This is a genomic window from Victivallis sp. (genome assembly GCF_048170485.1).
GTDB lineage: Bacteria > Verrucomicrobiota > Lentisphaeria > Victivallales > Victivallaceae > Victivallis.
This window is the reverse complement of the sequence record NZ_DBEXAY010000228.1, coordinates 1-12,685: the sequence shown is the minus strand read 5'-3', so window position 1 is coordinate 12,685 and position 12,685 is coordinate 1. Positions and strand designations below refer to the sequence as shown.

10 protein-coding genes are annotated in these 12,685 nt (G+C 60.3%); 2 read left to right on the top strand and 8 right to left on the bottom strand.

All coding sequences use genetic code 11. The annotated features are described in order from the left end of the window. Positions 1–49: 49 nt before the first annotated feature. Positions 50–655, bottom strand: a complete 606-nt coding sequence (rdgB, locus tag ACMLHG_RS11910; protein ID WP_294435917.1) for an RdgB/HAM1 family non-canonical purine NTP pyrophosphatase — start codon at positions 653–655, stop codon at positions 50–52. Positions 656–722: 67 nt separating this feature from the next. On the opposite strand from rdgB, the gene tilS reads away from it, so the two are divergent. After that, positions 723–2,093, top strand: coding sequence for a tRNA lysidine(34) synthetase TilS (gene tilS / locus ACMLHG_RS11905; protein WP_417170634.1), 1,371 nt, complete (start codon positions 723–725; stop codon positions 2,091–2,093). Here tilS and ACMLHG_RS11900 read toward each other — a convergent pair. After that, a complete protein-coding gene (locus tag ACMLHG_RS11900; RefSeq protein WP_295806375.1) occupies positions 2,090–3,871 on the bottom strand; it encodes a glycoside hydrolase family 35 protein in 1,782 nt (593 codons plus the stop codon). The two genes, tilS and ACMLHG_RS11900, sit on opposite strands and share 4 nt — an antisense overlap. 96 nt (positions 3,872–3,967) lie before the next feature. On the opposite strand from ACMLHG_RS11900, the gene ACMLHG_RS11895 reads away from it, so the two are divergent. Beyond that, positions 3,968–4,786, top strand: a complete 819-nt coding sequence (locus ACMLHG_RS11895; RefSeq protein ID WP_295806373.1) for an AraC family transcriptional regulator — start codon at positions 3,968–3,970, stop codon at positions 4,784–4,786. Between the two features lie 67 nt (positions 4,787–4,853). On the opposite strand, the gene ACMLHG_RS11890 is transcribed toward ACMLHG_RS11895, so the two are convergent. The 6 genes from ACMLHG_RS11890 to adhE all read right to left on the bottom strand — a co-directional run bounded on the left by ACMLHG_RS11890 (position 4,854) and on the right by adhE (position 12,539). Continuing rightward, positions 4,854–6,245, bottom strand: coding sequence for a monomeric [FeFe] hydrogenase (locus ACMLHG_RS11890; RefSeq protein ID WP_295806371.1), 1,392 nt, complete (start codon positions 6,243–6,245; stop codon positions 4,854–4,856). After that, entirely contained in the window at positions 6,242–6,523 is a 282-nt protein-coding gene (locus tag ACMLHG_RS11885) for a (2Fe-2S) ferredoxin domain-containing protein (protein WP_295806368.1), read from the bottom strand. Before ACMLHG_RS11885 ends, ACMLHG_RS11890 begins: the two co-directional genes overlap by 4 nt. Positions 6,524–6,558: 35 nt before the next feature. Beyond that, positions 6,559–7,746, bottom strand: a complete 1,188-nt coding sequence (locus tag ACMLHG_RS11880) for a SpoIIE family protein phosphatase (RefSeq protein ID WP_294435923.1) — start codon at positions 7,744–7,746, stop codon at positions 6,559–6,561. 1 nt (position 7,747) lies between these two features. Next, entirely contained in the window at positions 7,748–9,466 is a 1,719-nt protein-coding gene (locus ACMLHG_RS11875) for a [Fe-Fe] hydrogenase large subunit C-terminal domain-containing protein (protein ID WP_294435924.1), read from the bottom strand. 34 nt (positions 9,467–9,500) lie between these two features. Further along, the gene (locus ACMLHG_RS11870; RefSeq protein WP_294435925.1) at positions 9,501–9,758 is read right to left on the bottom strand and encodes a (2Fe-2S) ferredoxin domain-containing protein; all 258 of its coding nucleotides are present in this window, start codon (positions 9,756–9,758) and stop codon (positions 9,501–9,503) included. Positions 9,759–9,905: 147 nt separating this feature from the next. Further along, positions 9,906–12,539: a bifunctional acetaldehyde-CoA/alcohol dehydrogenase gene (gene adhE, locus ACMLHG_RS11865; RefSeq protein WP_417170633.1), complete on the bottom strand. Its 2,634-nt coding sequence runs from the start codon at positions 12,537–12,539 to the stop codon at positions 9,906–9,908. Positions 12,540–12,685: the final 146 nt, after the last annotated feature.

The following is a 12,685-nucleotide window of genomic DNA, read 5'->3' as shown; positions in this document are numbered from 1 at the left end:
AAAGCCTCTTTCGCCGGAAAGAGGCAGACAGGATTGCCGCAGCTTCCCGTCAGAGATCGAAGTCGTCATCCAGAACGGACATCTCGTCTTCGACGAAGTTCAACGCCAGCTGAAAGGCCGCCGCACGGTGGCTGATACGGTTTTTCAGCTCCTGCGGCATCTCGCCGAAGGTCTGGTCATAGCCATCCGGTTGAAAAATCGGGTCGTATCCGAAGCCATCGGCGCCGCGGGGAGCATCGACGATCGTCCCCCGGACCTCGCCTTCAAACGTCTCGATCACCTCACCGTTGACGGCGATGGCAATGGCGCAGACAAAGCGGGCCCGCCGGTTCTCCTTGCCCTTGAGTTCGCCGAGCAGTTTAGCGATGCGCTCGGCATCCGTGGGCGCGTAGCGCGAGGAGTAGATGCCGGGGCGGCCGTCCAGCGCCTCCACCTCCAGCCCCGAGTCGTCGGCAAAAGCCGGGACATCGCAGTATTTGCAGGCCGCCAGCGCCTTGATTCCGGCGTTTTCCCGGAACGTCTTCCCAGTCTCCTCCACGCCGGGGAACGCCGGATAATCCAGCAGAGACTTCAATTCGACCTTCTGCCCTTCGAGCAGTTTCCGATACTCATCCACCTTGTGGGCGTTGGTGGTGGCCACGACAATATATGCCATACGACGGTTCACTCCTTGCTTTTCGTTGTTCGCCACATATATTATAACGAAATGCGGACGATTACAAATGCAACTTGAAGAATGCGATAAAATTTTTGCTCCTTTTGCCGGCCGACCCCTTCTCGCCGGCTTTTCCGGCGGCGCTGACAGCACCGTGGCACTGCTCGCCTGTCTCCGCGCCCGCGACCGGTACAACTGCCCTGTCACCGCCATCCATTTTGAACACGGCCTGCGCGGCGAAGAGTCCCGGCAGGACGCCGCCGCCGCCCGCGCCTTCGCCGGAAGCTGCGATGTGCCCTTCCGCGAAATCCCGCTCGGCCTCTTCCCCGGGCCCGGTCTGGAGGAGCGCGCCCGTGCCGCACGGCTCGCCGTCTGGAAGCAGCTTGTCACCGAATTTCCGGGAGCTGTCGTGGTGCTCGGCCACCATGCCGACGACGCGGTGGAAACGCTCTTTCTCCGGCTGGCGCGCGGCTCCAACGTCTCCGGCCTGGCCGGAATGCGGCCGGTCTCGCGGCTCGACGGCATGACGATCCTCCGCCCCCTGCTCGCGTTCCCGCGCGCCGAAATCGAAGCGTTTCTCCGCGCGCAAAATCTCCGGTGGAGAACCGACTCCAGCAATCAGGAAAATACTTTCCGACGCAATGCGTTGCGCAATATCATTCTGCCGGAGTTCCGGCGCCGGATTCCCGGTGCCGCCGCCGGATTGCTCCATTCGCTCGAAACCCTCCGGCAGGACGCTGAATTTCTGGAAGAGGCGGCCCGCGAACGGTTTGCCGCCATCAAAGAGAAGAGAGAAACCACAGTGGAGTTCTGGCGAAGTCTGCCGCAGGCGCTCCAGATCCGGGTGCTCCGGTACCACCTCTCCGAACTTGCCGGGCGGGAGGTGCTGCCTCCGCCTGCTTTTCTCGCCCGCCTCCGCACCGCCTGGAGCGACGATTCGGCGGAAGCGGTGCGCATTCCGCTCAGCGGCATGTGCACCTTTCTCGTTCACCGCGGCCGAATGCATCCGGCGGATGACATGCCCCTCCCCGGCCCGGAAGTCTGGCGCTGGCGGAGCAATCCCCGGTTCCGCTGGGGGGAGTTTCAGCTGGAACTTCACCCGTTCAATTCCGCGGACGCGCCGCCGACGCTCTTTGAAGCGCGTTTCGACGCCGCACTGCTGCCGGATGAACTGGTGGTGGATCGCCGCCGCCCCGGCGATCGGATTCTTCCATTCGGCCGCACAACCGAACTCTCTTTGAAGAAACTCCGGATCGACCGCAAACTCCCCTTCGATTACCCCTGCCCGGTTCTGCGCGAGCCGAACGGGCGGGTTCTCTGGGCGCCGGGCATCCGCCACAGCGCCTGCGCTCCCCTCTCCGCCGCGACCACGCAAGCGGTGGAGATTCGCCTGCGCCGCCCGGATGATGGAGCACTTCCTCCGGAAGAGTCCGCTTAGATCTGCATCTTCAGGCACGGTCCGAAATCGCGCTGTGCCAGCGAACGGACCAGCGGCTCCCCGAGCCCCTGGGTTTCGAAGAGGATGATTTCGTTCTTCCCGCGCCGGAGCAGTGGAGCCGGCACATAAAGCGTCCGCTGCGGCCCGATCTGCCAGTAGCGGCCGAGATTGGTTCCGTTGAGGAAGAGGCAGCCGCGTCCGCCCCCCGGCACCGCAAGAAAGGTGTCGCACGGCTCCTCATCCACCGTGAAGCATCCGCGGTAAAACGCCGGAACCGGCGGAGGGGTGCCGGCCAGCGGCAGGAAGGCCACCCGGGAGAGATCCTCCAGCGGAAGCGGCCACACCTCCCAGCCGAAAAGGTGAAGGTAGGCGAAAAATCCGGCCCCGGTGATTCCCTTGCGCTCATGCTCCATCTCGCTGCCGTAGTTGATACGCCCCATGTTTTCAACCAGGATCTCCAGCTCTGCCCCGCCCGGCGGAATGGAGATCTGGCAGACGCAGGGGGAACTGTTGCGATCGAGAATTCCGGCGATTCGTCCGTCAACCAGCACGATCGCCCGGTCGCGCAACTGATCCAGCCGGAGCGGGTAGACGCCCGGCTTCACCGCCACCTTCGTCCGGTAGAGGATGAATCCATACGCCTGCCCGAAATGCTCCATCGTCTCCGGCGCAGCAACCGGGACCGGCGACGAAAGCATGGGCAGCGCCTCGTCGAGCGCAACGAACTCCGTCAACGGAATCTCACCGTAAGCCCGTTTGGGCAGAGAGGTCGGCGTGCCGATGTTTGCCTCGGGGTGAAACCGCTTGATCTCCTCCTGAATCGCAAAGTACTTCGGCGTGGGATCCCCCTCCTCGCGCAATGCGGCATCGACATCGTAGGTGGAAAGCATGGCGCCGTAGCGGCCCCCCCACTCATTCGCCCCGTTCATGAATCCGGGATTGCTGCCGCCGTGGAACATGTAAAGATTCATATGGAAACGGTGTTCCAGCACCTCGCGGACATCCTGCCGCACCGCTTCCGCATCGTGCTCCGGATAGAGGTTCCCCCAGTGATGCGCGCCTCCGTCCCACAACTCCATGACAAACGGCGGGTCAGTGGGGCGGAACTCTTCCAGACGCTTCAAATTTTCCACCGGATGATTCCGGAAATTGACCGTGGCAGGCACATCCGGCAGTGTCCCGCAACGGAGCATCGTATCATCCGCCCCGTCGGAGGTGAACAGCGGCACGGTAATGCCGCCTTCCCGATACTTCTTCTGCAGGAAGCGCAGATAATCATGGTCGTTGCCGTAGGCTCCGTACTCGTTTTCCAGCTGAATGGCGATCACCGGCCCCCCGGCGGTCCACTGAAGGCGGCGCAGCTGCGGAATGATCGCATCCAGATAGTGTTCCACCGCATCGAGATAGGGCTTGTTCATACAGCGGAGCCGCATTCCCGGTTTCGTCAGCAGCCAGGCAGGCAGTCCGCCGAGATCCCATTCGGAGCAGATGTAGGGCCCGGGGCGGACTATCACCATCAGCCCCTCCGCTGCGGCAAGCTCGAAATAGCGGGAAAAATCTTTCCCGCCCGAGAAGTCGAACTCCCCCTCTTTCGGCTCATGTACGTTCCATGCCAGATAGCTTTCAAGCGTATTCAATCCGCACTGCCGCAGTTTGACGATCCGGTCGCGCCAGTAATCCGGATGGATCCGGAAATAGTGCATCGCACCCGACAGAATCTGCACGGGATTTCCATCCACCCGGATTTCACGGTTTCCGATCTCGACGGTTCGAGCCATATCTTCCTCCTGTTTGCAAAAATTGGATTTCTGTATATAGTATATCAGAAGATATCTTCTTTGACAATGAAATTTTTGTCGCCTGAAAGGTGAATTATGTCGCATCTCAATCGAACTCTTATCACCCGTCCGGACTATCGAACCTTGCCGGCCTGGAAGCTGCCGGTCTATCCGCGTTCGGCCGGACTGTCGGAGTATTGCGAAGGAGGTGTTCAGGACTCCATGCCTCGACCGTTCGTCCAGCTCAACTGGTGTCTCTCCGGCAAAGGCGACGTCACCCAGGAGGGCGAGGAATTCAAAATGGAACCGGGCGGCGTCTGGTTCACTCCGCCCGGCCTGCGCTGCTTCACCCGGCAGCGGGAGGGAATTCTGCGCATCCGCTGGATCACATTCGACGGACCGGATGCGGAACGGTTTCTGGAGGGCTATGGCTACGCCCGCCATCTTGCCGCCTCCGGCGAGTGCCCGGAAGAGGCGTTTCGCCGGTTTGAAGACGGTCTGCGCGAGAACACCGCCGAAGCGATGCGCCGCAACATCGCCGTTCTCTGCGAAATCCTGGCGGCGGCGGGGGGCACCCACTCCGACGGCAGCCGGGAGGGCAAACTGATCGATGCGTTTCTCTCGCTCGCCCGTCGGGAATTTCGCAATCCCGAGGTCAATTTCAACACCCTATGCGATCGGCTGGGAGTGCACCGCGCCACGCTGACACGCATTTTCACGTCGCGCATGCAGATCTCCCCCGGGAAATATCTGCACAGCCTGCGCATTCAGCACGCCCTGCACCTTCTGCGCAGCAGCCGGATGCCGATTCACAACATCGCCCGCGAAACCGGAATTCGGGATTCCGGCTATTTTGCCCGGGTCATCCGCAAAACAACCGGCCTCTCTCCGGCGGCCTATCGCAAAGCACGCTGATTTTTTCTGCAAAAAAAACGGGGCGGAGCATTGCACTCCACCCCGATCTTGATCCCTATTTTTCTCTTCAGCGCGTCAACGAGCACGGTCCGCCGACGCAACCGCCGGTGCAGGCCATGACCTCCACGAAGTTGCCGGGCAGTTTCCCCTTGGCGTACATCTTGAGCATGTTCACCGATTTACGATCCAAGCCGTTGATGAACTTGCCATCGATCTTCGGCCGCTTGGGATCCGGCGACTCTTCGCTCATCTCCTCCAGAATCGCCTCCGTCACGCCGCAACTGTGCGCGAAATTGCGGGCAAACGAGGTCGCCGGCTCCGCCAGCGGTTCCGCATTGAGCGAAATGACGTCGATCTCCAGCGCGGCGAAAAGCGCGCCGAGCTCTTCGAACGTCATGACGAAATCCGTGTTGGGGTCGGACTGCGCCTCCCGCCGCTTGGCGATGCAGGGCCCGATGAATACGTTTACCGCATCCGGATACTTCTCCCGCGCCAGCCGGCCGGCATATCCCATCGGACTCGGCGTGGAGGAGACCATCGGAACAATATCCGGAATGTGACGCTGCGCCGCCAGCACCCATGCCGGACAGCAGCTGCTGGTCATGAGCTTTTCACCCCGCGCCATGCGTTCGTAGAACTCCTCCGCCTCATGCTTGGTGGTGAGCTCCGCGCCGAGCGCCACTTCGATGATGTCGTGGAACCCGGCCATCTTCAGCGCCGCAAACAGCTGCTCGATCTTCCCCGGGAACTGATCCGTAATCGAAGGAGCAACCATCGCCACCACTTTGCGCCCGCTCTTGAGCGCATTGAGAATGTTGATCAGCTGGGAGCGCTCCATGATCGTGCTGAACGGACAGGCACGGAAACATTTGCCGCAGTAGATGCATTTGCTGAAATCCAGCTTGACCCGCCCGTCCTCCGCCTTGCCGATCGCACCGACCGGGCAGACATCTTCGCACGGAAGCGGGTTGCGGATAATCGCATGATACGGGCAGACCGCGATGCATTTGCCGCAGTTGATGCACTTCGACCGATCGATGGTCGAACGCTGATTGATGACGGTGATCGCCTGACGCGGACAGGTCGCCACGCAGGGCCGGGCAAAACAGCCGACGCAGCTGCTGCTCACCTGCACATGGCTGTCGACGCAGCCGTGGCAACCGACGCTGCAGACCGAAAGCACCGCCGCCGTGTGATTTTTCCCGGCCTCAGCCTGTTTCAGATACTCCCGAAGCGGCATCGTTTCATCCCGTTCCTCCTCCATGCCGAACCCGAGAAGAGCCATCAGGCGGTATTTGAGCATGGCACGATCCTTGTAGATGCAGCAACGGTTCGGTTCCGCCGTCCGCGGCCGCATCTCGATCGGAATCCGGTCGATCGTATCGGCCAGAATACCGTCATAATAGTCCTTGATCGCCCGGATCATCAGTTCCCGGCGAGTTCTTTCCGCATTGTTCATGCCTGTTTTCCTCCTGCTGTAACCTCCTCACGAATGACATCGATCACCTTCTCAACCGTCGCATTGTCTACAATACGGTCGCCGTTGACTCGAACGAAGGGAGCATTGCCGTAATTGCGGTCGTGGCACAGATCCAGGCAGGCACTTCCGACAACGTCGACCACCCCCCGGAGATCCTCCGGAAGCTGCTCTTCCAGCGTAGACAGCCGGAACGATCCCAGCACATAACAGGTGGTGCCCAGACAAATTTCCACTTTGATCTTGTTTGATTCGCTCATGGTGAGGAATATCCTTATATTAATGTTGATGGAATTCAAAAATAACGCATCAGCACACGTTTCCGATATTTATTCTCCAGAACCGTCTTCAGCCGCCGAACGATGTTGCGGCGAATCTCCAGATCCATCGGCAGACTGGGATCCTGATGCGCCTCGTTGACCTTGGTTCCCACGATGAATTCAATCTCGTCGCTCTCCCGGAACAGGTCGATCATCTGCTTCGCCGCCAGCGGAACCGGCGTTGTCAGCGGAGGATCCGCTTCAAGACGCTGCACCACATCGGTCAGCGTCAGAATTCCCTCCGACACCAGATCCACCCCTTCCATGCGCGCCGGCGGCGGCAGATTTCCCGCCTTCATCACCAGCTTCATGTCGACATCGATCGGCCGCTTCAGCTCGCGTGAAACAATGTTCGCCGTGGTCCCGCCGGAAAGGATGATTTTCCCGTCAAAATTCCGCACCAGTTCCGCATAAGCGGTATCCGACTCCGGCCGGAACGGCGGCCCGGTCAGCAACCGCAACCGACGCGGTTTGCGCAGGTAGATCACCATGCAGCTGATATCGTCGATACAGCGATTGTCCTTGTTGTGATTCCGCGCCGCATAGACCACCCGCTGTGACAGTTCGCGCGCGGAGATCGCCGGGTCCTTCGCCACTTCCGCCTGAATGAACTCCAGCGCGCCCTCGCGGCGCCAACCGAATTTGCAGCCGGGCTGGCCGAGTCCGGCCTGCGCGACGCCATCCGAAAAAGCGATCAGCCGGTCCCCGGTAATCGCGTAGATTTCCGCCAGCTGCACCCGGCGGTCCGGCCAGCGTTCCGACACCATGCTCTGCCGGCTCACTTTGAGATCCTTGCCGTTGCGAAGATGGATGAACGGCGGATTGTCCATTTCGATGATCCGGGACTTCCCGCCGATCTGCAGGTCGAAGATCGAAAAGGTCGCATAACTGATCCGGCGAACTTCGCAGACCGGCAGCGTATCCATGATGATCTCGGCGGAGAGCAGCACATCCATATTCGAACGGACGAACTCCAGCGCCATCGTCGTGGTCATGCAGGCCAGCAGATTCGCCTTGATGCCGCTGCCGAGACCGTCGGAAAGCACCGCCAGGTGACGGTTCTCCTGCTCGAGCCGCTCGAACAGGAAGTCGTCTCCGCAGACAATCTCCCCGTCGTGGCAGAGCTGAAAACACTCCATTTCGACGAAAACATCGTTCGGCATGTCACTTCTTCCCCTTGATCTCAGTGTAACTGCCGGCAACTTCGCGCAGCAGAATCTCCGTTTCAGCCATGTGTTCGCCCAGATTCCGGGCGATCTTCTGCACCGTGATGATGTTCTTGCGGATCACCGCGCGCGCCTTCTCCGAAACCTGTTCCCGGTGAAGTTCGAGACTGGTGACGTCCTGAATGATCGCTCCGACACTCTGATTCGGAGAAATCGTGAAGACGCTGATGTTCAGAATCTTGTCACCGCACACCTGATTGTGCCGCTCCACCTCGCCGCCCGAAAGCAGCGCCGCCGCCATAAGATCGCTGAAATCGGCAAAGGCGCTCAGTTCCGCGCCGGTCAGCCCGCCGCAGGAGTCGTAGGCCAGCACCGTGTCCTCGTCGAAGAGTTCGGCAAACCGGCGGTTGCATTCGACAATCCGCAGATGGCGGTCTACGATCACCACCCCGGCCGGAATGTAGCGAATCAATGCGTTGCTCTTCTTCTGGGCCAGCTGCCGCAGATGGGAGACGCACATCTCCACCTCCGCCTTGTTCGCCACCAGCGCCCGGGCGAAGTCCCGGCAGCTGAAGTAGCCGCATCCGCCGCAGTTGAGTTCGTCGGCGGGAGTGAATTTGCCGACCGAGGCGAGCGCATTGCGCAACTGCTCCTCCGTCACCTCCGGCGCCGGCTCCGGCTCCGCATGAACCACCTCTTCGATCGGCAGATCGGTCGGACGCGCCAGACTGTTGTTGCCGTCATACTCGCGGGCGACCTCGATGACCGCGCCAAGCGTTCCGCCCTGCCGGGCCGGCATCACCGGCCCGTTGACGCACCCGCCCGGACAGGCGAGGCATTCGATGAAGATCTTGCACGCCTTCGAATTCGCCGCCTCAGGATCCTCACACAGCAGGCGGTTGAGGTTTGCCAGCCCGGAGACCGCGAGGTAGCGGATGTCGGCGGACGGCGCACGCAACGTGTCGTTCATGCCGCCTTCGATCGCATAGACCCGCCCCTCTTCAGCGGCTTCCGGGACCATATTCTGAAAATCGGTCGGATTGATCGAGGCAGGATCGATCCCCTCCTCCGTCAGCCACTCCTGCAGATCGGCAAAGGTGAGCGCGAGATCCAGCAGCTCCTGATGGCGGTCGGACTCATTCTTCTTGGCGACGCAGGGGCCGAAAAACACCACCCCGATCTCATCGCCGAAGGTCTGGCGGAGAATCTTGGTGTGCGTCAGCACCGGGGAAAGAACCGGCACGACATTCTTCGCATAATCCGGCGCGTATTTGCGGACAAAATCCACCACCGCCGGACAGGCGCTGGAGAGGTAGACCCCCGGCTCCGCCTTGGCAAGAAACGCTCCAGTCTCCGCGCTGACCACCTGAGCGCCGAGCGCAGTTTCGCTGACTCCGGCAAATCCCAGCCGCTTGATCGCGGCAACCAGCGCCCCCTTCGGAATATTGCGGAAATAGCTGACAAACGAAGGGGCAAGCGACGCGTAAACCTTCTTCCCCGTCCCGAGCAGATAGCGCGCCCGGGCCAGGTCAGGACGGATTTTCTTGGCGTGCGCCGGGCAGACTTTGACGCACATGCCGCAGGCGACACAGAGTTCTTGAATCACCCCGGCCCGGCCGTCGACGATGCGAATCGCCTTGCACGGGCAGTGCCGGATGCACTTGTAGCAGTCATGGCAGATGTTTTCGGTCGTAAACACCGGAAAATGCAGATTCATGGTGAATGCTCCTTCTCGTTCGGCTTCCGCGAAATCAGCTGCGCGGCGGCAGCGTCTGGCGGAGAATATCCAGCATCACCCCCGGCTCCACCTTGCTGTAAATCTTCCCGTCCACGATCACATTCGGCCCGTCGGCACACCGCCCCTGGCAGAGCGTGCCGGAGAGTTCGACATCGACATCATCCTGGTAGGAGTTTTCCTTGAGATATGCTTCGACCACGCGGATATTTTCCTCATTGCCGCGCGCAAAGCAGGAGCTGCCGAGGCAGACTACAATCTTCGGTTTCGCCATCAGACGTTCCTTTCCATGGTTATGCGGGGAATCTACATTGAAACCGCAGATTTTTCAAGTCAAATCGCACGAAAAAAAGGGAACTTCCAACAGAAAAAAAGAAGGACCCTCCCGAAAGGAAGAGTCCCTCTGCGCTGCAGCCGTCGATTACCGGCCGTAGTAGACGTTGAGAAGCATCTGCTTGATTTCCTCGATCAGCGGGTAACGCGGGTTCGCGCCGGTGCACTGATCGTCGAACGCCTTGACCGCCAGTTCGTCGAGATTGTCCAGGAAGGTCTTCTCGTCGATGCCGTAGGCCTTGAGGCTCTTCGGAATCTCCAGCTCAGCCTTGAGCTTCTCGATCGCCTCGATCAGATTCTCAACACGCTCATCGTCGTCGCGCCCGTCCAATCCGCAGTAGGTCGCCAGATTGGCGTAGGCCGCCTTGGCATGCGGATACTTGTACTGCGGGAAGGTCCCCTGCTTCGTCGGGCAGTCGGTGGCATTGTACCGGATCACCTCGCAGATCAGCATCGCATTGGCGAGGCCGTGCGGAACATGGTACATACCGCCGAGCTTGTGCGCCATCGAGTGGCAGACGCCGAGGAAGGCGTTTGCGAACGCCATGCCGGCCATGGCCGACGCGTTGTGCATGTGCTCACGCGCCTCTTCATCCATCGGGCCGTCGTGGTAGCAGCGCGGCAGATTTTCGAAGATCAGCTTGGCGGCTTCCATCGCCAGCGCATTGGTGTAATCGCTCGCCATCACCGAAACCCGCGCTTCCAGTGCGTGCGTCAGAGCGTCGATGCCGCTGTATGCCGTCAACTGCTTCGGCAGCTTCATGACCAGCTGCGTGTCGATGATCGCCATGTTCGGCGTCAGCGCGTAATCCGCAATCGGGTACTTGTTGCCGGTGTCGGCGTCGGTGATCACCGCGAACGGGGTCACTTCCGAACCGGTTCCCGAAGTGGTCGGCACAGCGACCATCATCGCCTTCTTGCCGAGTTCCGGCAGGCGGACGATCCGCTTGCGGATATCCATGAAGCGCATGGCGACATCTTCAAAACGGATCTCGGGATGCTCGTACATCAGCCACATGATCTTGGCCGCGTCAATCGGCGAACCGCCGCCGACCGCGATGATCACATCGGGCTGGAAGGAGTTGATCTGCTCCAGACCGCGCCGGGCGAGCTGAATGGTCGGATCCGGCTCGACATCGGCAAAGACCTTGTAAGCGATGTTCATCGAATCGAGCTTGTGCTGCAGATCGGCAAGCATCCCGCTCGAGTAGAGGAATTTGTCGGTGACAACAAACGCCCGCCGACGGCCTTCAAGATCGCCGAGCGCGGTGGGCAGGCAGCCATATTTGAAATAAACTTTCTGAGGAATTCTGACCCACAGCATGTTCTCTCTCCGTTTCACAATGGACTTGATGTTCAACAGATGCTTCGGCGTGACGTTCTCGCTGACCGAGTTGCCGCCCCAGCTGCCGCAACCGAGCGTCAGAGAGGGATTCAGCGCGAAGTTGTAGATATCGCCGATCGCGCCCTGGCTGGACGGCATGTTGACCAGCGTACGGGAGGACATCATCATATGGCCGAAGTATTTGGCACGCTCAAAGTTCTGCGAGTTGGTGTAGAGCACGCTGGTGTGGCCGAGACCGCCGTATTCGAGCAGTTTCTTCGCGTTTTCGACCGCGTCCTCGTAGGTTTTCGCCTTGTAGAGCGCAAGGACCGGAGAGAGCTTTTCCCGGCTGAACGGATAATCCGGACCGACGCCGTCGGTTTCGCCGATCAGGACCTTCGTGCCGGCCGGCACCTTGATCCCCGCCATTTCGGCAATGCGGCAGGCGCTCTGACCGACGATCTTCGGATTGAGCTTGCCGTCGATCTGGATCACGTCGCCGACCTTCTTGGCCTCCTCCTTCGAGAGGATGTAACCGCCGCGATAGGTGAACTCCTTCTTGACATCGTCGTAGATCGAAGCCAGCGCGGTCACCGACTGCTCGGAAGCACAGATCATGCCGTTGTCGAAGGTCTTGCTCTGCAGGATCGAGCTTACCGCCATGCGGATGTCGCAGGTGTCGCCGATCACCACCGGCACGTTGCCGGGGCCGACGCCGACCGCGGGGGTGCCGCTCGAATAGGCGGCCTTGACCATGCCGGGGCCGCCGGTGGCCAGAATCAGGCTGATATCCGGATGGCTCATCAGATGGCCGGAAAGCGCCACGGAGGGCTCGTCGATCCAGCCGATGATGTTCTCAGGAGCGCCCGCTTTGACAGCGGCATCGAGCACGATCTTCGCCGCGGCGACGGTGCACTTCTTGGCGCGCGGGTGCGGACTGAAGATGATACCGTTGCGGGTCTTGAGCGCCAGCAGGGATTTGAAGATCGCGGTCGAAGTCGGATTGGTGGTCGGGACGATTCCGGCGATGACGCCGACCGGTTCCGCAACCTTGGCGATTCCCATCGCCTCGTTCTCCTCGATCACGCCGCAGGTCTTCATGTCGCGGTACTTGTTGTAGATGTACTCGGCGGCGAAGTGGTTCTTGATCACCTTGTCTTCGACCACGCCCATACCGGACTCGGCAACCGCCATCTGCGCCAGCGGAATCCGCGCGTTGTTCGCGGCGAGCGCGGCGGCGGCGAAAATCGCATCCACCTGCTCCTGGGTGTATTCCGCGTACTTCACCTGTGCCGCCTTCACTTTGGCGATCAAGGCATTGAGTTGTTCACGCTCCTGTTCGTCCCCGGGGACAGCGGCTTTTTCCACCGGCCGGGTTTTGGTTTCCTTCACACTCATAATTCCGTCCTCCTGAAATCGGGTTGATGATCCATGGGGAGATACCGAAAAGTTCGGTACCGGAATATCGATATTTTAACATCGATATTTTTTTATCTAGGTTTAATATACCATTGTCCTCCGCGATTACAAGCGGATTTTTTCAA

Bases quoted from the DNA above. Each gene is read 5' to 3' on its own strand.
- ACMLHG_RS11875 (WP_294435924.1), bottom strand. From the start codon at position 9,466: ATGAATCTGCATTTTCCGGTGTTTACGACCGAAAACATCTGCCATGAC.
- ACMLHG_RS11890 (WP_295806371.1), bottom strand. From the start codon at position 6,245: ATGAACAATGCGGAAAGAACTCGCCGGGAACTGATGATCCGGGCGATC.
- tilS (WP_417170634.1), top strand. From the start codon at position 723: ATGCAACTTGAAGAATGCGATAAAATTTTTGCTCCTTTTGCCGGCCGA.
- ACMLHG_RS11900 (WP_295806375.1), bottom strand. From the start codon at position 3,871: ATGGCTCGAACCGTCGAGATCGGAAACCGTGAAATCCGGGTGGATGGA.
- adhE (WP_417170633.1), bottom strand. From the start codon at position 12,539: ATGAGTGTGAAGGAAACCAAAACCCGGCCGGTGGAAAAAGCCGCTGTC.
- ACMLHG_RS11895 (WP_295806373.1), top strand. From the start codon at position 3,968: ATGTCGCATCTCAATCGAACTCTTATCACCCGTCCGGACTATCGAACC.
- ACMLHG_RS11880 (WP_294435923.1), bottom strand. From the start codon at position 7,746: ATGCCGAACGATGTTTTCGTCGAAATGGAGTGTTTTCAGCTCTGCCAC.
- ACMLHG_RS11870 (WP_294435925.1), bottom strand. From the start codon at position 9,758: ATGGCGAAACCGAAGATTGTAGTCTGCCTCGGCAGCTCCTGCTTTGCG.
- rdgB (WP_294435917.1), bottom strand. From the start codon at position 655: ATGGCATATATTGTCGTGGCCACCACCAACGCCCACAAGGTGGATGAG.
- ACMLHG_RS11885 (WP_295806368.1), bottom strand. From the start codon at position 6,523: ATGAGCGAATCAAACAAGATCAAAGTGGAAATTTGTCTGGGCACCACC.